This window comes from Vibrio sp. R12-SG2-ISO1, assembly GCF_059834045.1.
On sequence record NZ_JCBDGO010000010.1, the window covers coordinates 155,618 to 180,428 of the forward strand.

The 24,811-nt window shown below is 50.4% G+C and carries 23 protein-coding genes; 6 read left to right on the forward strand and 17 right to left on the reverse strand.

Going from position 1 to position 24,811, the window contains the following annotated elements:
- The first annotated feature begins 38 nt into the window (after nt 1-38).
- The gene (locus AC6R10_RS09870; RefSeq protein ID WP_500672122.1) at nt 39-647 is read left to right on the forward strand and encodes a superoxide dismutase; all 609 of its coding nucleotides are present in this window, start codon (nt 39-41) and stop codon (nt 645-647) included.
- Nucleotides 648-749: 102 nt separating this feature from the next.
- Nucleotides 750-1,226, forward strand: a complete 477-nt coding sequence (gene trmL / locus AC6R10_RS09875) for a tRNA (uridine(34)/cytosine(34)/5-carboxymethylaminomethyluridine(34)-2'-O)-methyltransferase TrmL (protein WP_334555642.1) — start codon at nt 750-752, stop codon at nt 1,224-1,226.
- Between the two features lie 79 nt (nt 1,227-1,305).
- Here the strand turns inward: trmL and trpS are convergent, their stop codons facing one another.
- The 12 genes from trpS to pilM form a co-directional block, all read right to left on the reverse strand.
- On the reverse strand, nt 1,306-2,343 hold the full coding sequence (trpS, locus tag AC6R10_RS09880; protein WP_500672123.1) for a tryptophan--tRNA ligase: 1,038 nt from the start codon (nt 2,341-2,343) through the stop codon (nt 1,306-1,308).
- Between the two features lie 119 nt (nt 2,344-2,462).
- Nucleotides 2,463-3,143, reverse strand: coding sequence for a phosphoglycolate phosphatase (locus AC6R10_RS09885; RefSeq protein ID WP_500672124.1), 681 nt, complete (start codon nt 3,141-3,143; stop codon nt 2,463-2,465).
- 108 nt (nt 3,144-3,251) lie between these two features.
- A complete protein-coding gene (rpe, locus tag AC6R10_RS09890; RefSeq protein WP_487902589.1) occupies nt 3,252-3,926 on the reverse strand; it encodes a ribulose-phosphate 3-epimerase in 675 nt (224 codons plus the stop codon).
- A gap of 73 nt (nt 3,927-3,999) precedes the next feature.
- Nucleotides 4,000-4,827 (reverse strand): Dam family site-specific DNA-(adenine-N6)-methyltransferase, encoded by an 828-nt coding sequence (locus tag AC6R10_RS09895; protein WP_500672125.1) that lies wholly within the window; start codon nt 4,825-4,827, stop codon nt 4,000-4,002.
- Between the two features lie 109 nt (nt 4,828-4,936).
- Nucleotides 4,937-6,418 carry an SPOR domain-containing protein gene (locus AC6R10_RS09900; RefSeq protein WP_500672126.1) on the reverse strand — a complete coding sequence of 494 codons (1,482 nt, stop codon included), beginning with the start codon at nt 6,416-6,418 and terminating at the stop codon, nt 4,937-4,939.
- Between the two features lie 61 nt (nt 6,419-6,479).
- The gene (gene aroB, locus AC6R10_RS09905) at nt 6,480-7,568 is read right to left on the reverse strand and encodes a 3-dehydroquinate synthase (protein ID WP_334555648.1); all 1,089 of its coding nucleotides are present in this window, start codon (nt 7,566-7,568) and stop codon (nt 6,480-6,482) included.
- 32 nt (nt 7,569-7,600) lie between these two features.
- On the reverse strand, nt 7,601-8,119 hold the full coding sequence (gene aroK, locus AC6R10_RS09910) for a shikimate kinase AroK (protein WP_334555649.1): 519 nt from the start codon (nt 8,117-8,119) through the stop codon (nt 7,601-7,603).
- Between the two features lie 186 nt (nt 8,120-8,305).
- Nucleotides 8,306-10,024, reverse strand: coding sequence for a type IV pilus secretin PilQ (locus tag AC6R10_RS09915; RefSeq protein WP_500629654.1), 1,719 nt, complete (start codon nt 10,022-10,024; stop codon nt 8,306-8,308).
- Between the two features lie 23 nt (nt 10,025-10,047).
- A complete protein-coding gene (locus AC6R10_RS09920) occupies nt 10,048-10,584 on the reverse strand; it encodes a pilus assembly protein PilP (protein WP_500672127.1) in 537 nt (178 codons plus the stop codon).
- A complete protein-coding gene (locus AC6R10_RS09925; protein WP_500672128.1) occupies nt 10,574-11,164 on the reverse strand; it encodes a type IV pilus inner membrane component PilO in 591 nt (196 codons plus the stop codon). Before AC6R10_RS09925 ends, AC6R10_RS09920 begins: the two co-directional genes overlap by 11 nt.
- Nucleotides 11,164-11,739 (reverse strand): PilN domain-containing protein, encoded by a 576-nt coding sequence (locus AC6R10_RS09930; RefSeq protein WP_500627056.1) that lies wholly within the window; start codon nt 11,737-11,739, stop codon nt 11,164-11,166. Before AC6R10_RS09930 ends, AC6R10_RS09925 begins: the two co-directional genes overlap by 1 nt.
- Nucleotides 11,729-12,739, reverse strand: a complete 1,011-nt coding sequence (gene pilM / locus AC6R10_RS09935) for a type IV pilus assembly protein PilM (RefSeq protein ID WP_500637142.1) — start codon at nt 12,737-12,739, stop codon at nt 11,729-11,731. The genes AC6R10_RS09930 and pilM overlap by 11 nt, the downstream gene beginning before the upstream one ends.
- 146 nt (nt 12,740-12,885) lie before the next feature.
- On the opposite strand from pilM, the gene AC6R10_RS09940 reads away from it, so the two are divergent.
- The gene (locus AC6R10_RS09940; RefSeq protein WP_500672129.1) at nt 12,886-15,426 is read left to right on the forward strand and encodes a penicillin-binding protein 1A; all 2,541 of its coding nucleotides are present in this window, start codon (nt 12,886-12,888) and stop codon (nt 15,424-15,426) included.
- A 65-nt stretch (nt 15,427-15,491) separates the two neighbouring features.
- Here the strand turns inward: AC6R10_RS09940 and oxyR are convergent, their stop codons facing one another.
- The gene (gene oxyR, locus AC6R10_RS09945) at nt 15,492-16,382 is read right to left on the reverse strand and encodes a DNA-binding transcriptional regulator OxyR (RefSeq protein ID WP_334555655.1); all 891 of its coding nucleotides are present in this window, start codon (nt 16,380-16,382) and stop codon (nt 15,492-15,494) included.
- 156 nt (nt 16,383-16,538) lie between these two features.
- Here oxyR and AC6R10_RS09950 point away from each other — a divergent pair, with 156 nt between their 5' ends.
- Nucleotides 16,539-17,279, forward strand: a complete 741-nt coding sequence (locus AC6R10_RS09950; RefSeq protein WP_500672130.1) for a glutathione peroxidase — start codon at nt 16,539-16,541, stop codon at nt 17,277-17,279.
- 142 nt (nt 17,280-17,421) lie between these two features.
- Complete coding sequence (locus AC6R10_RS09955; RefSeq protein WP_487902579.1) at nt 17,422-17,670, forward strand: DUF3624 domain-containing protein; 249 nt, start codon at nt 17,422-17,424, stop codon at nt 17,668-17,670.
- Nucleotides 17,671-18,019: 349 nt separating this feature from the next.
- On the opposite strand, the gene argH is transcribed toward AC6R10_RS09955, so the two are convergent.
- From argH to argC, 4 genes are all read right to left on the reverse strand, one after another.
- Nucleotides 18,020-19,894 (reverse strand): argininosuccinate lyase, encoded by a 1,875-nt coding sequence (argH, locus tag AC6R10_RS09960; RefSeq protein ID WP_500627051.1) that lies wholly within the window; start codon nt 19,892-19,894, stop codon nt 18,020-18,022.
- A gap of 242 nt (nt 19,895-20,136) precedes the next feature.
- Nucleotides 20,137-21,354: an argininosuccinate synthase gene (locus AC6R10_RS09965; RefSeq protein ID WP_334555659.1), complete on the reverse strand. Its 1,218-nt coding sequence runs from the start codon at nt 21,352-21,354 to the stop codon at nt 20,137-20,139.
- 140 nt (nt 21,355-21,494) lie between these two features.
- A complete protein-coding gene (gene argB / locus AC6R10_RS09970; RefSeq protein ID WP_334555660.1) occupies nt 21,495-22,289 on the reverse strand; it encodes an acetylglutamate kinase in 795 nt (264 codons plus the stop codon).
- A 51-nt stretch (nt 22,290-22,340) separates the two neighbouring features.
- A complete protein-coding gene (gene argC, locus AC6R10_RS09975) occupies nt 22,341-23,345 on the reverse strand; it encodes an N-acetyl-gamma-glutamyl-phosphate reductase (RefSeq protein WP_500631011.1) in 1,005 nt (334 codons plus the stop codon).
- 153 nt (nt 23,346-23,498) lie between these two features.
- Between argC and argE the strand changes: the two genes are divergently transcribed.
- The gene (gene argE / locus AC6R10_RS09980; protein WP_500672131.1) at nt 23,499-24,635 is read left to right on the forward strand and encodes an acetylornithine deacetylase; all 1,137 of its coding nucleotides are present in this window, start codon (nt 23,499-23,501) and stop codon (nt 24,633-24,635) included.
- The last annotated feature ends 176 nt before the right edge of the window (nt 24,636-24,811 follow it).

Genomic DNA, 24,811 nt, shown 5'->3' on the forward strand with positions numbered 1-24,811 from the left:
TCATTTAAGGTAAATTCTCCAAACATGGAGGATTTACGATGGTGCACCAATTTCCTGAACTTCCTTATGCGTATGATGCGCTTGAGCCTTATATCGACGCAAAAACCATGGAAGTTCACTACAGCAAACACCACAGAACGTATTTTGATAAGTTCTGCGCGGCAATAAAAGACAGTGAACTAGAGCAGCAGTCGCTGCGTCGCATTTTTGCCAACATCTCCTCACTGGCCCCCGCTGTTCGCAATAACGGTGGTGGCTACTACAACCACGTCCTGTATTGGAACTGCATGACGCCCAATGGCGGTGGTGTGCCCAGCGGCGAGCTTGGCCGCGCCATTGAGGAGACCTTTGGCAGCTTTGCCGAATTCCAACAGCAGTTTAGCGACGCTGCAATCAATACCTTTGGCTCCGGTTTCGCTTGGCTTATCGTCAAAGATAATCAACTGGTGATTACCTCGACCAGCAATCAAGACAATCCACTCATGGACGTGGCGGCCATTCAAGGCGAGCCCATTTTGGCCTTGGATGTGTGGGAGCATGCCTACTACATCAGCTACCAAAATCGCCGCCCTGACTACATTAACGCGTGGTGGAATGTCGTCAACTGGGATGCGGTCGCAGAGAATTATCATCAAGCGCTAAGCTAATTAGACCTACAACAAAACAGACTAACAACGTCACATGGCACTTGGCGGTGTTTCATCACCGCCTTATACTCTTGGGTCTTATCAGAAAAAGTAACCAAAACCATGTTTGATATTGCCCTATTTGAACCCGAAATCGCCCCGAATACGGGCAACATTATTCGCTTGTGCGCAAACTGTGGCGCTAACCTGCACTTGATTGAGCCATTAGGATTTGATTTAGAAGAGAAAAAAGTGCGCCGCGCCGGTTTGGACTACCATGATCTTGCGCGCGTCACTCGTCACAAAGACTACTCGGCATTTCTCGAATATCTGCAAAAAGAACGCAGCGAATACCGCATTTTTGCCTGCACAACCAAAACCACAGGCCACCATGTAGACGCCCAATTCCAACCAGGCGATGTGTTGCTGTTTGGACCGGAAACTCGTGGCCTACCAGCTGAATTGATCGAAAGCATGCCGATGGCGCAGCGTATTCGCATTCCTATGATGCCAGACGCACGCAGCTTAAATTTGTCCAATGCGGTTGCGATCATCGCTTTTGAAGCGTGGCGACAAATGGGCTTTGAAGGGGCACAGTAGGCGTCAGTTCCTAGAAGTGAGTGCCTAGTTCCTAGAATTCGACCTCTAGGAACTAGGAACTAGGAACTAAAATCCTCACCTACGGACGAGCAACGAAACCTACCGCGTCATACGCTTTCTTCAGCGTCTCAGCGGCACGAGCAGACGCTTTCTCCGCACCTTGCTTCATCACTTGATCCATGTAAGCACGATCGGCACGAATACGGTGGTATTCCGCTTGAATCGGCTCAAGCATCGCCACCAGCGCTTCACCCACGTCTTTCTTAAATGGACCGTACATTTCTACGCCTTGGTACTTGGCTTCAATCTCTGCAAAGCTCATACCCGTCGCCGCCGAGTAGAGGCCCATTAGGTTTGAAATGCCCGCTTTGTTGTCCCAATCATGAGCGATACGTGGTGGCGTTTCTGTATCGGTTTGTGCCTTGTTGATCTTTTTAAGAATCGACTTCGGCTCTTCCAACAGCGTAATCACGTTCTTGCGGTTATCATCCGACTTCGACATCTTCTTGGTCGCATCCTGAAGACTCATAACACGCGCATTCACGGTTGGAATGTACGGCTCTGGCACTTCAAAGATCGGCTGCTCAGGCGAGTAGATGTTGTTAAAGCGGTTGGCGATATCACGCGCCAGTTCAAGATGCTGCTTCTGGTCACTGCCGACCGGAACTTGATGCGCGCCGTAAAGCAGAATGTCGGCTGCCATCAACACAGGGTAATCGAACAGACCAACGTTGACATCGCCAAACTGGCTAGAGGTGTCTTTCGAGTAGCGCGCTGATTTGTCTTTAAACTGAGTCATTCGGCCCAGTTCACCCATTTGGGTGTAACAGTTAAGAAGCCAACCAAGTTGAGCATGTTCCGGTACGTGGGACTGGACAAATAACGTGCTCTTCTTCGGATCAACGCCCACTGCGAGACAAATTGCCAATGCGTCTAGAGTTGCTTCATGCAGTGCTTTCGGGTCTTGACGCACTGTGATGGCATGAAGGTCAACCACACAATATTGGCAATCATAATCGTCTTGCATCTGCTGCCATTGACGTAGAGCACCCAAGTAGTTACCGATACTTAGTTCACCTGACGGTTGAACACCACTCAATACGATGGGTTTGCTCATTAGAATGATTCCTTTGACTTCTTAATCTTAATAAATGAAAAAACCGCGCCCAGCCTGACGCCGACACGGTTTATCCAGTGTACTCATTAACGAGTATTTTGGAAGCGATTTCGTTGCGCTTAAGCGCAAACCGCGACCACTTCGAGTAAATCAGCGATGGTATCGGCGACGTAGTCCGGCTGTGAGTCGGAAATCGGTTCGCCGTGGTTGTAGCCGTAGGTCAAACCAAACGAGTAACACCCTGCGTTCTTCGCCGCAAGAATGTCGTTTTTCGAGTCGCCGACCATCAGCATCTGTTTTGCACCGCAGTGGTGCTTTTCAAGCAGCCAGTTGAGCGCCATCGGGTTGGGTTTCTTTTCTGGGAAGGTATCACCGCCGATGATGTCACTGAAGTAATGATCAATACCATGCTGTGCGAGCACATCAGGCACGAACTTACTCGGCTTGTTTGTCACCAATGCTAGGGTGAAACCTTGCTCATGCAACGCCGCTAACGTCTCTTTTACTTGAGGGTAAAGATGGCTCAGCTTGTGTCCACCTTGGGCATAAAAGTCATCAAAGAGGTGACGAGCTTTGACTAACAGCGCAGGGGCAAGATCGGGGTCAAGCGTTAAGCTGCGAGATAAGGTGCGGCCAATCAACACATCGGCACCGTTACCGACGTAATCACGCACCTCTTCTTCCGTCACCGGCGCATAACCGAGCGCTTCGACAGCCGCGGAGGCGGCAACCGCGAGATCCGGCACACTGTCGAGCAAGGTGCCATCAAGATCGAACGCGATCATTTTAATATCATTCATGAATCTTCCTAATGGTTGAGCGGCGACTTTTTTAGTCACTCTTAGGGCGGGCATGATTGACCCGCCAGGTCACTTTATATGGGCAAACAGCCGAATTGGATTACTGAGTTATGACTTCACTTTGGCCAGCTCAGCGCGCATCTCATCGATTACGGCTTTGTAATCCGGCTGATTGAAAATGGCGGAACCGGCGACAAACATATCCGCGCCCGCTTCTGCGATTTCACGAATGTTATCCACCTTCACTCCACCATCAATTTCTAAACGAATGTCACGGCCTGATTTATCAATCATAGCGCGAACGGCACGCAGTTTATCTAGCGTGTGAGGAATGAACGATTGACCACCAAACCCAGGGTTTACTGACATCAATAGGATCAGATCGACTTTATCCATGATGTACTCAAGGTGAGCCAGTGGCGTTGCAGGATTGAGCACCACACCCGCCTGACAGCCATGCTCTTTGATCAGTTGCAGTGTGCGGTCTACGTGTTCAGAGGCTTCGATATGGAAAGTGATCATTGATGCCCCCGCCTTAGCAAAGTCCGGGATGATGCGATCCACGGGCTTTACCATCAAGTGCACATCAATAGGGGCGGTGATGCCATAGTCACGCAGCGCTTGGCAAATAGGTGCGCCAAACGTCAGGTTAGGTACGTAGTGGTTGTCCATCACATCAAAGTGAACCACATCGGCACCGGCGGCGAGCACCTTTTCGACGTCCTCACCAAGGCGAGCAAAATCGGCCGACAAAATGGATGGAGCAATAAGAAAATCTTTCATACCTGACCTCTGTTAGGTTGCGCTGAATAATCGTTGCGCAATTCTACCTAAGCTGGCGGTAGGAATACAGTGGCTATTTGCTTTCGCCTGGTTGGAACAGGGCGAGCAGCTCATCGACTTTATTGCGCCCTGCCCCATTGCGGCTGATGGTCCGTTTAACCTTGACCACATTCAACTGCGCGCCGTGATATAGGCGTCTGGTGAGCGTAGTGTCGTGGTTAGAAATCAACACGGAGATACCACGCTCTTTGGCCGCACGCTCAGCGACATCAGCCAAGGCGGCTTGATCATCGAGTGAAAAGCCATTGCCCGCGTAAGAGGTAAAGTTGGCGGTCATCGACAGCGGCGCATAAGGCGGATCGCAATAAACCACACTGCCCTTGCGCGCGCGTTTGAATGTCTCGGCGTAGCCCTCACAGACAAAGGTAGCCTTCTTGGCTTTCGCGGCAAAAAACTCCAACTCAGCTTCTGGGAAGTAAGGCTTTTTGTACGAACCAAACGGTACATTGAAGCCGCCTTTTTTGTTGTAACGACACAGGCCGTTAAAACCGAAACGGTTCATATACAAAAATGCAAGAGAGCGATAGAAGGTGTCATCACTTTGGTTAAACTCGGCGCGGATCGCCAAATAGGCTTCTTTGCGATTGTTCTCTGGGGTAAACCAGCGCTTCGCCTCAGGGATGTAGCTCTCAGGGTTGTCTTTGAGCAGATTGTAGAGATTGATGAGATCAGGGTTGATGTCTGCCAGCAGGTACTGCTCATAATCCGTATTGAGAAACACTGAACCAGCACCAACGAACGGTTCAACCAACTTACGACCTTCAGGCAGGTAGCGTTGGATATCTTCGACCAGACCGTATTTTCCACCTGCCCACTTGAGGAAGGCTCGCTGCTTCTTCATCTACTGCTCTATTTATCAACCACAAAATAAGGGGGCGGAATGTATCATATTTACCGCCCCGACCAAAGCACTTGCCTACGCAACTGCGAATGACGCGAACAAATCGTCGTTATTCGACTCTCTCCAACTCGCTCTGCACCTGACCGAGCGATTTTGCCCATGGGTCAAGCTGTTGCAAAGCCTCAGGAAGCGTCTGCACCGCATCTCGCGCCAGTTGAATGGTGGGGTAGTTTTGGTAAGTGACAATAAACCACTCCACCCCGCTTCTGACCGTAGGGTAAATGAAGACTTGATTGGCCAATTGGTGTGTATCAATAAAGCGCTGCACCTCTTCTAAGCTGTTCACTGCCGCCAGCTGCAAGGTGTAGCTGCGTGGCGAAAAGCTTTTCAATTCATCTTTGGTGAAGGAGAAACGGATCACCACCTCTGGCTCTGGCTGCGCGTCTGCTTGAGGTGCGCTCTCTTGTTCAGCTTGGGGGTCAGACTCGGGAATCGATGCTTCCACCACCTCATCAATCGGCGTCGTATCGGCCTGTTCTGGTTTACCTTCAAGCAAAGCATCCACCACTTCAGAAGTGATGACCACACGCTGATGGGTATCATCAGGATTGCCGACACTCGACACTTCACTGGTCACGCTTGGTGGCAAAGACGCAGAGTCATCCTCGGCATTGGTCAGAGAGGGATCGGTCACCGGCTCAGGCTCGACGGTCTTCGCTTCACTCGTTTGCGAGTCTGGAGCGGGCGTTTCGGGCAGAGTTGGAATGACCGTTTGCTCCAAGTTTTGACTGATTTGCTGGGCTTTCTCATCTGGGGTGGGCTGATTCATCAACCACCAGTAACCACCGCCGATCAGCAATAACAGGACAATAATCACCAACGCCATATTCAACGGTGATGCGACAATCGAGCGGATAATGATCCTTTTTTCCACTTTCTGCTCCCCTAGCGCCATAATTTTACCGGGCCGACGCGCGACACTGCGGTATGCATTTCTCACTCGTTTTTCCATGTCGTCTTCGACATATCGAATCACGAGGTGCTCAAAAAATCGTTCCGCTTCGTGCTCAGAAAGCGGCTCGATATCAAAATCTATTGGTTTATGCTCTTGGCCGTAACTCAATCGCGTTAACAAAGGCTCAAGGCTATTGGATGCCGCAAAGAGCACCACATTAACGTTCCACTGTGGGCGCTCTTGCGCCTCAAGGACTAACATCCACAGTTCTGAAATGAACGACTCACTCAGCAAGTGCGCGTCGTCGATGGCGATCAACACGTCACAGCGCTCCCCCTCCATTAAGCGAATAAAGGATTCAGACAAGGCGTCTGCAGGGTTAAACAGAGGTTCAGAAAAAAGCTGAGAGAGGACGGTAAGGCGTCGTTGAGATTCGTCCTGATTGGGGTGACACAAAAGCAGAGATTGGTTTTTGTCTGGCGACCACGCCTCTAAAAATCGCTGCGCAAGCCAAGTTTTGCCCGCACCACTTTCGCCACCAATGGTGACGAGGTTGGATCCAAAGTTAGTCAGCAGTTGCAGGCGTTCCAGCAACTCAGTTTGAGAGTCTAACTCCAAAACACGCGGGGAGCTCATTGCATCATCCTAAGACGTAGAGTGCGCAGCGACCTAAGCCACTGCGCCACAGTTCAATCAATTACAGCGTGCGCCCATAGTCGATTGCGTCTCGTAACACGGACTCTGGGACACCTTTCACCACATCGGCACTGCCAATACTGGTCGGTAGAACCAATCTCAATTCACCAGAAAGCACTTTCTTATCGCGCATCATGTGTTTGATAAAGTCATCAAATGACATGCTGTCTGGTGTGTGGATTGGCAGCTTGGCTCTTTTTAGTATAGAGACAATTCTCTCCACTTGCTGCTCATCAATAAGCCCTTGAAGCTGAGCTGTTTTTGCAGCCATCACGGTACCCGAAGAGACCGCTTCACCGTGGAGCCAATTACCATACCCTAACTCAGCCTCAATCGCATGACCAAATGTATGACCTAGATTCAACAACGCGCGAATTCCAGATTCTTTCTCATCTTGCGCCACCACTTCCGCTTTGATTTGGCAGCAACGCGCAATGGCGTAAGTGAGTGCTTGTTGATCTAACGCGTACAGCGCATCGAGGTTCTCTTCCAACCAGACAAAGAAATCGTGATCGTAGATGATGCCGTATTTGATCACTTCCGCCATACCCGCGGCAAACTCTCGCTCGGGCAAGGATGCCAAACAGTCGGTGTCAATGATCACCGCTTTAGGCTGGTAGAATGCGCCGATCATGTTCTTGCCAAGCTTGTGGTTAACGGCGGTTTTTCCGCCCACCGATGAGTCGACTTGAGAAAGCAAGGTCGTCGGGATCTGAATGAAATCCACCCCGCGCTGATAACAGGCCGCCACAAAGCCAACCAAATCACCGATCACCCCGCCGCCGAGGGCAATGAGCACCACATCGCGCGCAGTGTTGCCTTCCAGTAGGTAGGTCATGACGGTGTTGAATGTCTCTAGCGATTTGTATTGTTCGCCATCAGGCAGTGCCAACACTGACGCGTCGCAATCGAGCTCGGCCAGTTGGGCTAGAAGAGTCTCAGCATAAAGAGGTTCAACGGTGACATTCGTAATCACCACGACTTTTTGCTTAGCTTTAAGAAGGGAAAGTTGGGCCGGATCGCGAAACAATCCGGCACCAATCGAAATGGGATAGCTACGTTCGCCTAAGCTGACCGTAATCCGTTCCATGGGAATCTCCAAATGCGAATAAAGAGTGGCTGTTAACCTTCTTCTAGCATTTTTACGATCTGGTTGGCTACCACTTTTGCACTTTGATCGTCAGTACGGACCGTGTAATCCGCAATTTCTTCATAAAGTGGGTTACGTTCCGCGGCCAAAGCTTCAAGAACTTCACGTGGTTTGTCCGTTTGAAGCAGCGGACGTTTTTTGTCACGGTTTGTACGGGCAAGCTGTTTTTCGATCGTTGTTTCTAGGTAAACAACAATGCCACGTGCAGAGAGACGATTACGGTTTTCTTTGCTCTTAATTGAGCCACCACCGGTTGCCAGAACAATACCTTGTTCTTGAGTTAGGTCTTCGATCACTTTTTCTTCGCGCGCTCGGAAACCGTCTTCACCTTCAACGTCAAATACCCATGCGATATCTGCGCCAGTGCGCTCTTCAATTTCAGTGTCAGAATCAACAAACTCCATATGAAGTTGTTGAGCGAGATGACGACCAATGGTGCTTTTGCCGGCGCCCATTGGGCCAACAAGGAAAATATTGCGTTTTTCAGCCATGTTTAGCAGTAATTTACAACGTTAATTCAATGACATCGCCACAAGAGAGGCCAGTATAAAACTTGCCAAGAAAGTGCTTGTGGCACCGATTCCTCACAGATAATTCGTGATAAGACCCGAAATTATCTAGATCTGGTGCCACTAATGCAAACTATTTTTACTTAAGCTTAATAATAACGCCTCATCTTATTGCAAGACGACCTTAGGCGTAACAAAGATCAGCAGCTCACTTTTGCCCATTTTCTGGTAACTTCGCTTAAATAGCGCCCCAAGTAGAGGTAAATCCCCCAATAACGGCACCTTATCGACAGAATCCGTCACACTATGTTGAAAAATGCCGCCCAGCACGACCGTTTCGCCGTTCTCCACCAGCACTTGTGTACCGATGCGCTGCGTATCGATCGCCACTGCCTCACCCGTGCCGGTTTTCACCACTTGACCCGGCCTATCTTGCGTGACACTCAAATCCAACACCAAGCGGTTGTCTGGCGTGATTTGTGGCGTGACTTTCAAACTCAATACCGCCTTTTTAAAGGTCACACTGGTGGCGCCACTCGAAGAGGACTCAAGATAGGGAATTTCCGTTCCTTGCTCGATATAGGCGGGCTTTTTATTGGTGGTGATCAAACGAGGGCTGGAGATCACCTCCGCTTTCGATTCACTCTGCATCGCAGATAACTCGAGATCGAGCAGCGTCCCTGAGCCCAATTTGGCGACTTGAAACGCGATTGACGAGGCATTGGCCGCCGTTGCCCCTAAGTTGACGTTCAAAAAGTCATCCACGGGCAGCGTATCTTGATCAAGCAAGCCTCGCTGGTACAAGTTGCTCTCAATGCTTCCACCCACGGTATTATTGCCATTGGTCGAGGTAAAGCCCCAACGCACGCCAAGCTCATCCAGGTTACCCTCGTTAACGGTCACAATCCGCGCTTCAATTTGCACTTGCTTGACGGGCACATCGAGCGATTCCACTATTTCTCGCACCACATCGATGTTCTCTTTTAAATCACGGATCAGTAAGGCGTTAGTTCGCTCATCAATACTGAGTGAACCTCGCTCTGAGAGCATGCTCATCGCACTCTCGCCGCCAATCATATCGGCAATGTCCGACGCTTTGGCAAACTTCACTTTGATGATCTCCGAGCTAAGTTCGCCAAGCTCCGCCTCTAAGCGCGCTTTTTCAAGCGCCTCTTTTTCCCGCAGATCTAACTCGGCTTTAGGCGCCACCAGCACGACATTGCCATCCACGCGCTTATCGAGCCCTTTCACTTGTAAGATGATGTCGAGCACCTGCTGCCAAGGTACACCATCAAGACGCAGCGTTAAGTTGCCTTTGACGGAGTCGGACACCACCAAGTTGAACTGGTTGTAATCAGCGATGAGCTGCAAAACGTTGCGCACTGGAATATCTTGGAAGTTAATCGAAATGGTTTTGCCTTCCTTTTCCATGATGTTGACCGGTTTTGCCGCCTCCTCTTTGCTCACTTTTTTAACTAAGACCTCAAGGTAACTGCCATTGAGGCTATAGTCGTAGCTGTACTCACCTTCGATATCGGCAATCAATAGCGTGCTTGGCTGTTTGCGAAACACTTCGATTGACTTCACCTGGGTGGAAAAGTCTTTGACATCGAGTACATACAGCTTGTCATCGGGTACCTGGGTATTGAGCAGCTCAATGCTCAGCCCCTCTTGCGCTTTTTGTAAATCCACCGCGACCTTTGGGCTTTGCAACTGCACAATGATTTTGGCGTGTTGCTGTTTATCCACTCGAAAGTCGATGTCCACCAGACGGTTGGGTTCATTGCTCGTCGCCAACACGGCGCTGCTAAAGACAAGCAACCATAAGGCCATTAAGCCACAGGTAAACCGCGTGTGTTTTCTTGGGGGGAGGAGTCCTTTCACCATGATTTCATCTCAATTATTAACATCTATTTAAGCGCCAGTTTGACGTTGCGGGTATTCCAGCAACCTAAGCCATCTGGCAAAGTCTCATTTATCGTTAGGTAACTCTGGGTTACTTTGGTTATTTTTCCGTTGTTGACGCCAATGTATTGGCCGCGCGTCGCTTTAATCACTTCGCCCGTCGGCACCTGAATCAGAGCAGAAATCGCGCCTTGACTGCTCATCACACCGGTCAGACGCAGTTTGCTAATGGGGTAACGCTCCAAACGACCACTTTTGCGCCGAGGCTCGGGCTGCCAACAATCCACCTTGGCGACGGGTTGGTTCATCGCGATGGCCACTTTAGGCAGGACAAATGGCTCTCTCAGATCGTGCGCTTGATAGGCACTGGCCTTGAACTCAAGTACCGGTGCCAGCGAGGCCACTTGATGACGCGCGCTTGACTCGATCTGCTGACGAAATTGATCCAACGGCGCTTGATTGGCTTTACATCCGACGAGTAACAAAGCGCAGCCCATCAGCGCTCCCCATGTCGAGCATGAGAGACGGCGATTATTGTTCATCTTTCACCTCCGGTTTAAATTGGTAGGTGTAAGCGCGCACACGAAAGTGCAGCGTACTGCTCTCTTGGCTGACCCGCTGCCAATCGACATCGTCAAAATTGATGATGCGCGGTAACTGCGCGATCGCCTGTGAGAACTGGCCAATATTGTGGTAATCGCCCGTCAGTTCGATATTGAGAGGCAAGCGGTAGAGAAACTCTTTATTTTGCTTTTCACCCCAATCGATGCGAGTAAAGGTGAGTGAGTGCTTCAACCCTTGCTCATTGACGGCAGCCAACATGCTCGCCAGCTCTTTCTGTACCGGCAGTTGGCGTGATAAATAGTCGTAGCGCTGTGAAAGCTCATCCAACTGCACTTTTAACTGCGGCAGCGCCGCCACTTTGTTCGCCTTGATGGTGGCCGTGGTTTTGAGCACTTGCTCTTTGTCGATTTGCCGTTGCAACTGCTCGTTACTCGGTTTCAAGTAAAACCAGTACCCCACTCCCTGCAGCAACAAAATCAAGACTGCAATGACGCCCAGTTGCGGCAACAACGGCCATTCGGGTAACTCTTCAAAATCCAAATCGGTGTAACTGGCCATCACTGCGCTCCTTGTCGATTCGCGTCATCTTGATTGAGCAGAGAAAACGAGACGTGAAAAGTCTGAAACTGTTTACCAAAACGTTGTTTACCCAGCACAATCGAGTGCATTTCTACGTTACTGAGCTGAGAAGACTTTTCTAAATTGTCGAGCATGGTCGCCAGTCGCGAGGTGGTATCACTGATGCCTGACACCTCTAGTTGCTGACCATTCATCTTGATCTTGTCGACATACACACCTTGCGGGATCATCGCAGGGATGAGGTTCATGAAATCGGTGGTTTTATTGCGCTGCTGTTGCAACTCCTCAACCACCGAAAGTCGGGTCAATAACGCTGAGTGCTCTTTTTCCACTTGTTTTAGGTTGTCAATTTGCTTGTCGAGGCTCGCAATGTAGCGATTGAGGTAATCCAACCTCTGCTGCTGCAACCCTTTTTGATAGTCGAGATACGCCCCCGCGCCCCATTGGACACCGCTAGCGAGAAGCACGCCGAGCACAACCAGCGAGAAAAATCGGCGTCGATGACGCGCCTTGAGCGCCTCTCGCCAAGGCAACAAATTGAGACTATGCAGCATGGCGATTCTCCATCCACTGAAGGCCTCTTAGTGCCAGTCCCGCAGCGGTGGCAAAGGCAAAGCCCGGCTTCTTGTTGCCTTTGCTTGCGCCTTGGACTTTGCTCGCGCCTTGAAATAGCGCCAAAGGATCGAGCGATTCAAACTTGAGCTGTAAACGGTTTACCACCGCATCTTGCAACAGCACCTGCAATTGAGGGTCGCACGCCGCACCACCGGTAAGCCAGACGCCCTCAATCTCCCGATTGCTCATCGACGAGACCAGTTGAATGTGGCGCTGCAACTTATCCATTACCTCTCGGACAAAACGTTGCTCACCGCTTTCAAGGGACTCGCTCGGGTGATTAATCACACTTTGTGTGCCAACAGGGAACTCTTTGCACAAGGGCGGTTTGTCCCATACATCAATGCACACTGAGGCTTGAGTAAAACCGACATCGAGCAGCAGCCAGTTTTTGCGCTGCTGAATACGCGCGGCCTCGTGCCATATTTGCGTCAAACCGTAAGCTTGCACATCAAGTAGCACAGGCTCAAAGCCAGCTTTGCTGGTGGCGTCAACGCGGCTATCGACCAGCTCTTTGCGAGTCGCAAACACTTGGTAACTGGCAGTGGCATGGCGCTGCGCTTGTGGGTCTATCGCAACAAAGTCTAAATTCAGCTCTTCGACTGGAAATGGCGATTGATGAGAAAAGGCCTGAAAGATAGCGAACTCTCTTTCAGAACCGGAAAGTTCGCTATCTATTTGTAATACCTTGCTAATTACGGCGTTGTCGGGCACGCACAAAGCGGCCTTGCGACTAAATAGTGGCAACCCCTTTCTTAGTTCTTTGAGTTTCTTTACAATTTTCTGATAATTGAGCAGGTGATTATCAGAGAATATGTCCGCCTCAATGGGGATCTCGTGATAACCCACCAAGGCGAATGTGTCTTTAACAGGCTTGAGCACCACGGCTTTAATGCTGTAACGGCCGATGTCTATGCCTGTAACCAATGTTCTACCCATACCGCGTTGCTCCCTATTGAAATGCTTAGCTCGCGCGCTTACTGAATTGATGGTTTAATAAGCACTAAGAAAAAGCATGAGCTAAAGTTTCAGCTTACAGTACAAGGGTTTGCATATTAGCGACCTATAATTTCAGGAATTCTCCGGTGAAGTTCATAAAGCGATTATTCATTTTTACATTGGTTTGCATGATTCTTGGAGTCGGTACAATTTTCGGTTTCTATTTTTATGTCAAACCGGACCTCCCCGACGTCGCCACTCTTCGAGATGTGGAACTGCAAACACCGATGCAGGTGTTCAGCCAAGACGGCAAACTGATTTCTCAGTTCGGTGAGAAGCGGCGCATTCCGGTCAGCTATGACGACATCCCTCAACATTTGATTGAGGCCCTGATCGCCACTGAAGACAGTCGCTTTTACGATCACCCAGGTATCGACCCGATCGGTATTACCCGAGCGGCGGTCGTGGTGGCCATGTCTGGTTCGGCCAAACAAGGGGCGAGTACCATTACTCAGCAGTTGGCGCGTAACTTCTTCCTCTCAAATGAGAAGAAGATCATGCGTAAGATCAAAGAGATTTTTATCGCGATTCACATCGAGCAGCTGCTATCTAAACAAGAGATCATGGAGCTCTACGTCAATAAGATCTTCTTGGGCTACCGCTCCTACGGCTTTGGCGCCGCAGCGCAAGTCTATTTTGGCAAAGATCTTCAGCAGCTCACGCTGAGCGAGCTCGCGACGTTGGCGGGGATGCCTAAAGCCCCATCGACGATGAACCCTATCTACTCGCTTGAACGTGCGACGAATCGTCGTAACGTGGTTCTTGGCCGTATGCTGAGCGAAAACTACATTACGCAGCAAGAGTACGACCAAGCGAGAGAAGAGCCGATCGTGGCACGCTACCACAGCGCCGATATCGAATTGAGCGCTCCATATGTGGCGGAACTGGCGCGCGCGTGGATGGTGGCTCGCTACGGTGAAGACGCCTACACCTCGGGGATGAACGTCTACACAACCGTAGACTCGAAGCTGCAAGCCGCCGCCAATGACTCGGCCATCAATAACCTACTCGCTTATGACGAGCGTCACGGTTACCGCGGCGCGGAAACCGTGTTGTGGAAACCCAGCGCGGCGCCATTGTCGACTCAAGCTATCGAAGAGGCATTAAACAAGGTGCCGACCTACGGCCAATTAACGCCCGCCGTGGTATTGGATGTGGCGGCGAAGCAAGCCACCGTATGGGTGAAAGGCAGCGGTGAGCAGACCTTAAACTGGGACGGCCTTAAATGGGCACGCCGCTTTTTGACCGATGAGCGTCAAGGTCCCGCGCCGAGTAAAGCCGGTGATGTCGTGACTGTCGGCGAACAAATTTGGGTCCGTCAGGTCGCCGTCGACGATAACAGCGCGACATGGCAGCTCAGCCAAGTCCCTAACGCCAATACCGCTTTTGTGGCCATGAACCCTGAAAACGGCGCAGTCCTATCACTGGTCGGTGGCTTTAACTTCGTCCATAACAAGTTTAACCGTGCGACCCAGTCGGTTCGTCAGGTTGGCTCAAGTATCAAACCTTTCATCTATTCCGCGGCGCTCGACAAAGGCTTAACCTTAGCCAGCTTGATCAACGATGCCCCCATCAACCAGTGGGATCGCAGCCAAGGCACGGCGTGGCGTCCGAAAAACTCACCGCCGACCTACACCGGCCCGACACGCCTACGTATCGGTCTGGCGCAATCGAAAAACGTGATGGCGGTGCGCGTGCTGCGTGAAGTCGGTCTTGATGAGACCCGCGAGTACCTGACCCGTTTTGGTTTTGATATTGAGCAACTACCTCGCTCTGAAACCATTGCCTTGGGTGCCGGCAGTTTAACTCCGGTTAAGATGGCTCAAGGCTATTCCGTGTTTGCCAACGGTGGTTACTATGTAGAACCTTTCTACATCAGTAAGGTAGAAGGTCCGTTTGGTGAACCCGAGTTTGCCGCCAATCCGAAAATCGTCTGCCGCGCAGGCTGTGATACTGAGACCGCGAGCACATCGCCTCAAACTGATTCAAACACCGCGACAATCAACGACTTCAACGAGCAAGATGTTGAGTTGCCCATCAGCGATGCGGTGCAATACGCACCGCAAGTTATCTCCGAACAAACGGCATTTTTAATGCGTGAGATGATGTACAGCAACATCTGGGGCGGTGGTAACTGGCGCGAAGGAACTGGCTGGAACGGCACTGGTTGGCGCGCTCAGCAACTTGAGCGGCGCGATGTGGGCGGTAAAACCGGAACCACCAACGACTCCAAAGATACCTGGTATAACGGTTACGGCCCAGGCATGGTGGCGATTGCTTGGGTTGGATTTGATGACCACAACCGTACACTCGGCCGCACAACGCCGAACGCCAACTTAGCGCAAAATCCGATCTCAGGCGCAGAGTCAGGCGCGAAAACCGCGCAGCCAGCATGGGTGGACTTTATGAAAGTGGCGTTGAATGGCGTACCAGAGCAGGACAAAACGATCCCTGAAAGCATTGTGCGCGTGCGAATTGACCGAGATTCTGGTCTGCTGACCAACCGTTTTGACGCCAGTGCGATGTTCGAGTATTTCCTCGAAGGTACGGAGCCGACCAAATACGTCAGTGAAGATTTAGGTCCCTCTATCTACTCATCGAACAGTGAAGGAGAAGAGCTGTTCTAATCGGTTTGATAGAGAGGAAGAGAAAGGGATGGCGCGCGCCATCCCTTTTTAGTTTGTACTGAGTGTTAGTCGATGACTAACTTCTCTTTGATGGTTTTCGCCAACAGCTCAAACCGCTCTCTTAGTGGCGAGCCTGGGCGATAGGCCACCACTATCGTCCGTGACGGCACAGGATTGACCGCCTTGACGTAACACACGCCATCTTTTTGCTTTTCGTGCGGAATAGACAACTGCGGCAGTAAGGTGATACCGGCTCCGGCTGCCACCATGTTTCTCAGGGTTTCAAGGCTGGTGGCTTTAAAACGCTCATCATCTTTGGCTCCGGCCGCGAAACAAAAGCCGAGTGCTTGGTCACGTAAACAGTGACCATCACCGAGCGCTAATACCGTCTTGCCATTGAGCTCCAACATGTCCAACTCTTCCAACTTTGCCCACTCATGGTCACACGGCACCGCCACACTGAGCGGCTCTTCATACACAGGAATCTCTTTGAAAGGTGCGGTTTCTGCCACTGATGCCAAGACCAAACAATCCAGCTTGCCCTCTTCCAACTGACGCACTAGCTGCTGAGTTTGTGCCTCATGAAGAAACAGCTCAAGCTCAGGGAAACGCTCTTTCAGCGTCGGAACGATTTTCGGCAAGATGTAAGGACCGACGGTGGGAATAAAACCGATGTGCATTGGGCCTGTCATGGCGCCGCTTTGCCCACTGGCCATATCCTTGAAGGTTTTCACTTCACTAAGAATCCGCTTGGCTTGCTCGACCAACTGTAAGCCAGAATCGGTAAACAACACGCGGCGACTGCTGCGCTCGAGCAACACAGTGCCGAGTTCATCTTCAAGCTTACGGATCTGCCCACTTAAGGTCGGCTGACTGACAAAACACGCTTCGGCGGCTTTTCGAAAATGTTTATGTTCCGCCAAGGCAACAACATACTCAAAATCTCGAATATTCATGCGCAGGGATTCTCCTGTGAGTTTTTTATAGATTTTAACTATTGATACAATTATATCAAACGATTGGAGCTATCAAAGGAGTTTTACGATACTGGACCCACAAATTGAGAACACCAAGCCGAATGGGCTTGCTAACCACATTATTAGAGGGCATCTATGTTGGTATCAAAAGAAGGTCAGACTGTTCCAAACCTTACGTTTCCTACCCGTCAGGGCGACACCTGGGTCAACGTCACCACTGACGAACTATTTCGCAATAAAACCGTGATTGTGTTTAGCTTGCCGGGCGCTTTTACGCCAACGTGTTCTTCAAGTCACCTGCCACGCTACAACGAGCTGTTCTCGGTATTCCAAGAGCATGGCGTCGATGAGATTGTCTGCTTGTCTGTCAACGACACCTTTGTAATGAACGCGTGGAAAAACGACCAAGAGGCAGACAACATCACCTTTATTCCAGACGGTAACGGCGAATTCACCCAAGGCATGGGCATGTTGGTCAACAAATCAGAGCTTGGCTTTGGCCACCGTTCTTGGCGCTACAGCATGTTGGTCAAAGATGGCGTCATTGACAAAATGTTCATCGAGCCAGACGAGCCAGGTGACCCGTTCAAAGTCTCTGACGCAGACACCATGCTTAAATACGTCGCGCCAAGCTATAAGACGCAAGAGTCCATCACGGTATTTACCAAACCCGGCTGTCCGTTTTGTGTCAAAGCCAAACAAGCCTTGATCGACCATGATCTGCAATACGAAGAGGTGATCTTAGGCAAAGACGCCACCACTGTGAGCTTGCGTGCGATTACTGGACGAGCCACAGTGCCACAAATTTTTATCGGCGGTAAACACATCGGCGGTAGCGAAGAGTTGGATCACTACTTAGCCACTTTAGAGTCTTGATCATTCACTGAGCCCTCGATCTCCCGGCCCAGACGTGGGTCGGGGGATCACTTCCTCTTACTCACTTACTATCAGTAAAGCACTAGCCAAACGGCCGGTGCTTTTTTATTATCTGGCTTCCCTTATTGCTCGAGTGACCCAGATGGCCTGCCCCTATTGCAATCAACATTGGTTTTGGAAAAAGATCGGCCGATGCCAGCGCTGCATGGATCAACTCACGGTGTTGTCTGTCGCCTGTTGGGTTGCGTGGTGGTTCTTGTTTCGTGAACAACCGAAAAGTATTGAATCCATCGCGTTACTGGTGGCGGGCTTTGCCTTTAATGGCTTATTAGCGCTGCATATTTGGGTAAAGTTCATTGTTATCCCTTGGCAGAAACGCAACAAAAAATAGCGAACATCTCAGTGGGAGCATTGATCTTGATACTTTGGGCATGAACGTATTCTTCGATACATTCTTAGCGACATTCATCAAGAGAGTCATGGATAGCTCGCAGCCCGGCTGCGCAGGGGCTAGATAGAAAAAAGCCCCAAAACCAATCTTAGTCTTGGGGCTCTCTTAGATTCTTCTAAGAAAAAGCAGTGGTACTTTAATAGACCGGACTTTCTCTTAGAAGTTCCCATACGATAACGATCTTTTTTGATCTTTTTTATCGCCTTGGGTTTCAACCGCTTATATCGCCTTGCTTAGCAGCGGTTCATTAAATTGCATATATTAAGCCGTCTTGATTGAGAGACATAAGTTACGCAACGTTGACGCGGGCAATCGGCTGCTCGACCAAATTCACCTCTAGAGCGACCTCATCACAGGCATGTTGACGCGGGCACTGCTCGCAATCTTTGAGCACTTTCTCTGGTAACAGTGATTTTGAGGTCGGCAAGAAGCTCTGCTTCATGAAGAACTCTGGGGTACGCGTCAGCACAAAGACTTTCTTGATTGCCATTTGGCGTGCTTTCTCTACCAGGTACTGAACAATCGCACTGCCCTGTCCCTGACCTTGCCAGCCCGCTTCCACCCCTAATGAGCGAATCTCGGCCAAACCAGAATCGTAGACGTAGAGTGAGGCGCAGCCAGTCACTTCTCCGTGATGTTCCGCCACCGCAAACGAGCCGATATCTCTCACCAGTTCATTACGTGAACGCGGTAAGTTCTCACCCATGTTCGCCCAGTAGGTCACCATGCCTTCCAGCGCTTCAATGTCGGTCAAACGTGCAGGTCGCACATTAACGGTGTTGTTGTCGCGCTTGATCAAACGGCCTTCCGCCTGCTCAACGGCGTACGCTACTTGCTTCGGTGACACACCGCCAAGCGCACTGCGTTTCTCTAGACACGATTCGATGGTGAGAATGTCATACACATCGTTCTCAATCACCGCAGAGAAGGCTTTGAGCTCATCTAATGATAGCTCTTCAAGGGCGCAGCCTTTCTCAATCGCGCCCACCACAGCAACGCCAACAATGTGGTGCGCTTCACGGAATGGAATGCCTTTGGCAACCAAGTAGTCGGCCAATTCGGTGGCGTTTGCATACCCTTGCTTCGCCGCTTCCAAGGTGCGCTCACCGTTGACTTTAATGCCATCAAAACAGAGTGCGGCCATTTCCATGCAATCGTTCCAGGTGTCGAGTGCATCAAACAGACCTTCTTTGTCTTCTTGCATGTCTTTGTTGTAAGCCAGAGGCAAGGCTTTGACGGTCATCATCATCCCGGCTAACGAGCCATAGACGCGACCTGTTTTGCCACGAATCAATTCGAGTGCATCAGGGTTTTTCTTCTGCGGCATCAAAGATGAGCCGGAGGTGACGGTATCAGCCAACTCGATGAAATTGGATTCACCTGAGTTGTAGAAAATCATATCTTCTGCCAGACGCGACAAGTGCAGCATGGAAATCGAAGCGACAGACATCAGCTCCATCACATGATCGCGGTCAGAGACTGAGTCGAGGGAGTTACGCGTGGCACGGCGAAAGCCCAAATTATGCGCCAACACTTCACGATCAATCGGGTAAGCCGTTCCCGCCAACGCACCGGAGCCCAGCGGGCAAGTATCAAGACGTTCAATCGCATCATGCAGACGTGAGTAGTCGCGCTCAAACATCTCCACGTAGGCTAAACACCAGTGGGCAAATGTGACAGGTTGCGCACGTTGCAGGTGCGTGTAACCCGGCAATACGGTGGCTTGATGTTGTTTGGCGACAGAGACCATTTGCGCTTGCAGACGATCCAGCGCCATTAGCAGTTGCTGGCCTTGTTGACGACACCAGAGTTTGAGGTCAGTGGCGACTTGGTCGTTACGTGAACGGCCCGTGTGCAGTTTTTTACCCAGATCGCCGACTTTGCTGATCAGCTGCTGCTCTACCCAAGAGTGGATATCTTCCGCATCTGAACGCAAGATCTGGTGCGGGTCTTCCATCACTTCAAGCTTAAGCTCGTTTAACGCCAGCTCTAATTTCTGCTGCTCTTCTTCACTTAATACGTTGACAGAAAGCAGCGCTTTCGACCACGCGATAGAGCCGACGATATCTTGCTCTGCCAATCGGTAATCAAAACGCAATGAATCATTGAATTCTTTGAATCTTGTATCTGCTGCTTGGGTAAATCTTCCGCCCCATAATGCCATTGCGTTTCTCCTGATTACCAGTGCTCACTGTGCGTTTGACAGCGCGTTTGCTAAAACAATCTCTGAATGGAATTCAGTATTTTTTTGATGGGTCAACGTTACGGCAAATTCAGACAAAAATAAAGTATTAATTCATTATTTTTACATATTTATTCATGGTTATTTTCTATCGCCTGTAACGAAACAAGCCCATCTTTTCAGATGGGCTTGAGTAAGATAACAAGACAGTTCAGGAAGATCGATTACGATTTTTTCTGACTGTTCAAAGCGCGGATACGGCTCGATAGTGAGTAGAGACGAATGAATCCGCCTGCGTGGCTTTGGTCGTACACTTCATCTTCGCCAAAGGTCGCAAACTCTTCGCTGTAAAGGCTGTTGTCCGAACGCTTCTGCGTTACCGTTGCTTGACCTTTGTACAGTTTCACAACCACCTCGCCATTGACATCCTGCGCCAACTCTTCAGACGCCGCTAGGATAGACTTACACAGTGGTGTGAACCAGCGACCATCGTACACAAGGTGTGATGCTTTGAGGCCCAGCTCTTCGCGGAACTCAAATGACGCTTTATCCAGCACCAGTTGCTCAACCGCACGCAGCGCTTCCATCATGATGGTGCCTCCCGGAGTTTCGTAACAGCCGCGAGACTTCATGCCAACCAAACGGTTCTCAACGATGTCGATACGACCCACACCGTGCTTCGCACCTTTTTCATTGAGGTAAACCAGTGCGTTGTATGGCGTCATAGTTTCACCATCAACCGCCACCACTTCGCCCTTTTCTACTTTGAGGGTGACGTATTCCGCTTCGTTAGGCGCTTGCTCAGGGTCAACGGTCCATACCCAGCAATCTTCGTTTGGTGCATTCCAAGTATCTTCTAGCACACCACCTTCGGTTGAGATGTGCCAAGCGTTAGCATCACGCGAGTAGATTTTAGTCAGCGACGCACTACAAGGGATATTGCGCTCGGCTAGGTAATCCAGACACTCTTCACGGCTGACCAAGTCCCACTCACGCCACGGCGCAATCACTTGCAAGTCAGGGGCGAGCGCAGCAAACGCGCCTTCGAAACGCACTTGGTCGTTACCTTTACCGGTACAGCCGTGACACAAGGCATCTGCACCGACTTTACGTGCAATCTCAACTTGCGCTTTGGCAATGATAGGACGAGCCATTGAGGTGCCGAGCAAGTACTTACCTTCGTAGTATGCGCCGGTTTTCAGCGTTGGGTAGATGTACTCCGCCACCATCTCTTCTTTGAGATCGACCACGTAACACTCAGACGCACCGGATGCTTTCGCTTTTTCTTCGATGCCAACCAACTCTTCTTCACCTTGGCCGACATCAGCGACAAACGCGACCACTTCACAGTCATAGTTCTCTTTTAGCCACGGGATAATCACTGAGGTATCAAGACCACCAGAGTAGGCGACGACGACTTTGTTTACTTGTACTTTGCTCATTTTATTCTCTCCAACATCCAGCGCGGCGTATGGCCCTAGCGCTGGGTGATTAATCTGCTTTGGTGCCGCGCATCAAATCAAGCGGACGCCCTGTGTTTGTTTGGCAGTGACCACACGTCACTGCATAAATCTCTTTGTGTTTATGGCTTAGGTAAAAACTGAGTGCCGATGCTTTGCCCAGCGAACAGCTCAACGAGCTTTTCTGGGTAGCGCCATGTCGCTACTTCAATCGGACGACCTAAGTCATTCGCCGCTTCCAACGCTGCGTTGACTTTGACGATCATGCCATCGGTGATCACTTGGCCTTTGATCAGGCTTTGTGCTTTCTCTTCATCTAAGCTTTTGATGAGGTGGCCTTTACCATCCAGTACACCACTCACATCTGACAACAACACCAATTCTGCATCCAGTGCGCCAGCCACTGCGACCGCCGCTTGGTCGGCATTCACGTTCATCAACTGGCCGTCTTGCGTCAAGCCAATCGAGCTGATGATCGGCAGTGCGCCCGTCGCCAAAATCGCTTGCAACACGGTAGAATCGCCAGGTGATGCTTTGCCTACCGCGCCGAGTTCCGGATCCAACTCTTGAACCTGACACAAACCGCCATCGGCTAAGCTCAACCCTACTGCATTCAGGCCATCTTTAATCGCTTGCCCTTGCAGTAGCTTGTTGGCCGTACCAGCCAATGCACCCGCAATGACAGGAATTTGGTCATAAGGCGTCACACGTAGACCCTGTTTTTTGACCGTTTCAAGATTGAGCTTGGCCATAAGATCGTCCACTAAGTATCCGCCGCCGTGGACGATCACAATTCGTCGCTGCGCCTGAGTTTGGTAATTAGCGATGGCGCCAAACACTTGGCTGAGCGTCTCGGTGCAAGAAAGTGCCGCACCGCCTAATTTGATCACTAATGGCGTTTGATTGTTCTCTGTCATTACTCTTACCTCTACCGCTTGATGACTCAGTTTCAACCTTAACGATTGAGACTAAACAAGGGCAGTTAACTCGGGATATCCGTAGTGGATGTTTAAACATTGCATCGCTTGACTCGATGCGCCTTTGAGCAAGTTATCAATCGCCGATACGACAATGATGTGCTCGCCCTGAACCTTCCAGCCAATATCGCAGAAAGGTGTATTTTCGACGTTCTGAATCGAAGGCAGTGTCGTCGTGTGCAGACGAACGGCCGGTTTGTTCTGATAGGCGTTAGTAAACGCTTGTGCCACTTGCTCAGCCGTCACACCAGACGCTAGCTTCATGGTGATGGTCGCCAGAATCCCACGTTTAAAATTGCCCAGATGAGGGGTGAAGATCACATCACAACCCAGATGAGTGGCAATTTCCGGTTGGTGGCGGTGTGTAAACACGCCATAAGGCTGAAGACTCACTTCACAAAAGCTGCTCGTCAGTGAGGCTTTGCGCCCCGCGCCCGACACACCACTTGTCGCATTGATGACTGGCCACTGAGTTGTATCAACTAACCCAGATTGCAATAGTGGCTTGATGGCAAGTTGTGACGCTGTGGGATAACAACCCGGCACCGCAATAAGCTGGCTCTGTTTAATGCCTGGCTCATTCCACTCCGCAAGACCATAGGTGGCATTTTCTAGCAGCTGTTCGAACTGATGCTCAAAACCATAGAACTCACTGTAGAAACCCTCTTTTTTGACCCGAAAGGCGCCCGAGAGATCAAACACCTGGCAACCTTGCTCAAGCAATGGCGCGGCTAAATCGTGGCTGACTTCATGGGCAGTCGCAAGAAAAACCACGTCGCTCTCTTTGCCAACCTTTGCCACGTCAACGAGCGGCTGCACTGGCTCGGTCACTAAACCTTGTAACTTGGGGTGCAGTGTCGCAATGCTCTTACCTGCATCGACGCTATTGGCGGACACATATAAACCTGCTAGCGTAAGCTCTGGGTGTTTTTGCACCATGAGCGCCAATTCTGCGCCTGTGTAGCCGCTGGCACCGATGATTGTGGTTTTTAGCATCTCGACATCCATAATTGGGTTAAAAACGCCACCCAAAGAGTGACTATAAATTTACAAACTTTAGCTTTTAACGGTTTTTTATTCATTAAAAGTGATTTATTATGTGTTTTACCTTCTTAATAGAATTATGTCAACAGGGAATGCGAACTAAATATGCAATTACCTAGCTTTATCGAGGTCTACCGCGGCCTTATTTCTACCTCATCCATCAGCTCGACTGACCCACGCTGGGATGAAGGCAATCAGCAAGTCATTGAAAAGCTCGCAGACTGGCTCAAAGACATCGGCTTTCAGGTCGAAGTCACGCAAGTCGAACCGGGCAAGTTCAACCTGATGGCAAAGAAAGGCTCAGGAGAAGGCGGCTTATTGCTGGCCGGACACAGCGATACGGTGCCATTTGATGAAGGACGCTGGAACTACAACCCTCACGCCCTAACAGAAGACAACAACCGTTTCTACGGTTTAGGTACAGCCGATATGAAAGGCTTTTTTGCCTTTATTATTGAAGCGGTAAAAAAGGTCGACTGGAGCAAACAAAGCAAACCGCTCTACATCTTAGCCACATGTGATGAAGAGACGACCATGCTCGGCGCTCGTCATTTCACTGAACACGCCCCATTTAAACCGGACTACTGCATCATCGGCGAGCCAACCAGTTTAGTGCCTATTCGTGGCCACAAAGGGCACGTCGCCAATGCCGTGCGCGTGACCGGTAAATCGGGCCACTCTTCCGACCCTGCGCTTGGTGTCAACGCCATCGAAATCATGCATGAAGTGTTGTACGCGCTGATGCAACTGCGCGACAAACTGATCAAAGAGTATCATCACCCAGGGTTTGCGATTCCGAGCCCGACTCTCAATCTGGGTCACATCCACGGCGGCGACAGCGCCAATCGCATCTGTGGCTGCTGCGAACTGCATTATGACGTGAGACCGCTGCCCGGTATCAGTTTGGATGGCCTCGACAACATGCTGCGCGGCGCACTGAAAGACGTCGAAGCCAAATGGCCCGGCCGAATTGAAATCACGCCGCTGCATGAGCCGATCCTGGGTTATGAGTGTCAACATGATCACCCGTTTATTGGTGGTATGGAGTCCATTTGTGGCATGGACGCTGAAACGGTCAACTACTGCACCGAAGCGCCGTTTTTGCAGCAGTTATGTCCGACCTTGGTGCTTGGCCCCGGCTCGATTGACCAAGCCCACCAGCCCGATGAATTCCTCGCCTTCGATTTTATCGATCCGACCATAGATGTACTGTCAAAAGCCATGTACAAATACTGTTTCTAAAAACAGACACGTCGCTCTGCTCGGTGACTTTCCTCTCGAGCAGAGCAATCTTTCGTCGTTAGTCACTTCAAATGTAATAAAATTTCACCCATTTTCTCTGGGGTTGGATGCTTTTTGCCCATTGATATCGATTGCATAATATTTGCAAACTTTGCATGTGATAATTGACTCTAAGC

Bases quoted from the DNA above. Each gene is read 5' to 3' on its own strand.
- AC6R10_RS09870 (WP_500672122.1), top strand. From the start codon at position 39: ATGGTGCACCAATTTCCTGAACTTCCTTATGCGTATGATGCGCTTGAG.
- trmL (WP_334555642.1), top strand. From the start codon at position 750: ATGTTTGATATTGCCCTATTTGAACCCGAAATCGCCCCGAATACGGGC.
- trpS (WP_500672123.1), bottom strand. From the start codon at position 2,343: ATGAGCAAACCCATCGTATTGAGTGGTGTTCAACCGTCAGGTGAACTA.
- AC6R10_RS09885 (WP_500672124.1), bottom strand. From the start codon at position 3,143: ATGAATGATATTAAAATGATCGCGTTCGATCTTGATGGCACCTTGCTC.
- rpe (WP_487902589.1), bottom strand. From the start codon at position 3,926: ATGAAAGATTTTCTTATTGCTCCATCCATTTTGTCGGCCGATTTTGCT.
- AC6R10_RS09895 (WP_500672125.1), bottom strand. From the start codon at position 4,827: ATGAAGAAGCAGCGAGCCTTCCTCAAGTGGGCAGGTGGAAAATACGGT.
- AC6R10_RS09900 (WP_500672126.1), bottom strand. From the start codon at position 6,418: ATGAGCTCCCCGCGTGTTTTGGAGTTAGACTCTCAAACTGAGTTGCTG.
- aroB (WP_334555648.1), bottom strand. From the start codon at position 7,568: ATGGAACGGATTACGGTCAGCTTAGGCGAACGTAGCTATCCCATTTCG.
- aroK (WP_334555649.1), bottom strand. From the start codon at position 8,119: ATGGCTGAAAAACGCAATATTTTCCTTGTTGGCCCAATGGGCGCCGGC.
- AC6R10_RS09915 (WP_500629654.1), bottom strand. From the start codon at position 10,024: ATGGTGAAAGGACTCCTCCCCCCAAGAAAACACACGCGGTTTACCTGT.
- AC6R10_RS09920 (WP_500672127.1), bottom strand. From the start codon at position 10,584: ATGAACAATAATCGCCGTCTCTCATGCTCGACATGGGGAGCGCTGATG.
- AC6R10_RS09925 (WP_500672128.1), bottom strand. From the start codon at position 11,164: ATGGCCAGTTACACCGATTTGGATTTTGAAGAGTTACCCGAATGGCCG.
- AC6R10_RS09930 (WP_500627056.1), bottom strand. From the start codon at position 11,739: ATGCTGCATAGTCTCAATTTGTTGCCTTGGCGAGAGGCGCTCAAGGCG.
- pilM (WP_500637142.1), bottom strand. From the start codon at position 12,739: ATGGGTAGAACATTGGTTACAGGCATAGACATCGGCCGTTACAGCATT.
- oxyR (WP_334555655.1), bottom strand. From the start codon at position 16,382: ATGAATATTCGAGATTTTGAGTATGTTGTTGCCTTGGCGGAACATAAA.
- AC6R10_RS09950 (WP_500672130.1), top strand. From the start codon at position 16,539: ATGTTGGTATCAAAAGAAGGTCAGACTGTTCCAAACCTTACGTTTCCT.
- AC6R10_RS09955 (WP_487902579.1), top strand. From the start codon at position 17,422: ATGGCCTGCCCCTATTGCAATCAACATTGGTTTTGGAAAAAGATCGGC.
- argH (WP_500627051.1), bottom strand. From the start codon at position 19,894: ATGGCATTATGGGGCGGAAGATTTACCCAAGCAGCAGATACAAGATTC.
- AC6R10_RS09965 (WP_334555659.1), bottom strand. From the start codon at position 21,354: ATGAGCAAAGTACAAGTAAACAAAGTCGTCGTCGCCTACTCTGGTGGT.
- argB (WP_334555660.1), bottom strand. From the start codon at position 22,289: ATGACAGAGAACAATCAAACGCCATTAGTGATCAAATTAGGCGGTGCG.
- argC (WP_500631011.1), bottom strand. From the start codon at position 23,345: ATGCTAAAAACCACAATCATCGGTGCCAGCGGCTACACAGGCGCAGAA.
- argE (WP_500672131.1), top strand. From the start codon at position 23,499: ATGCAATTACCTAGCTTTATCGAGGTCTACCGCGGCCTTATTTCTACC.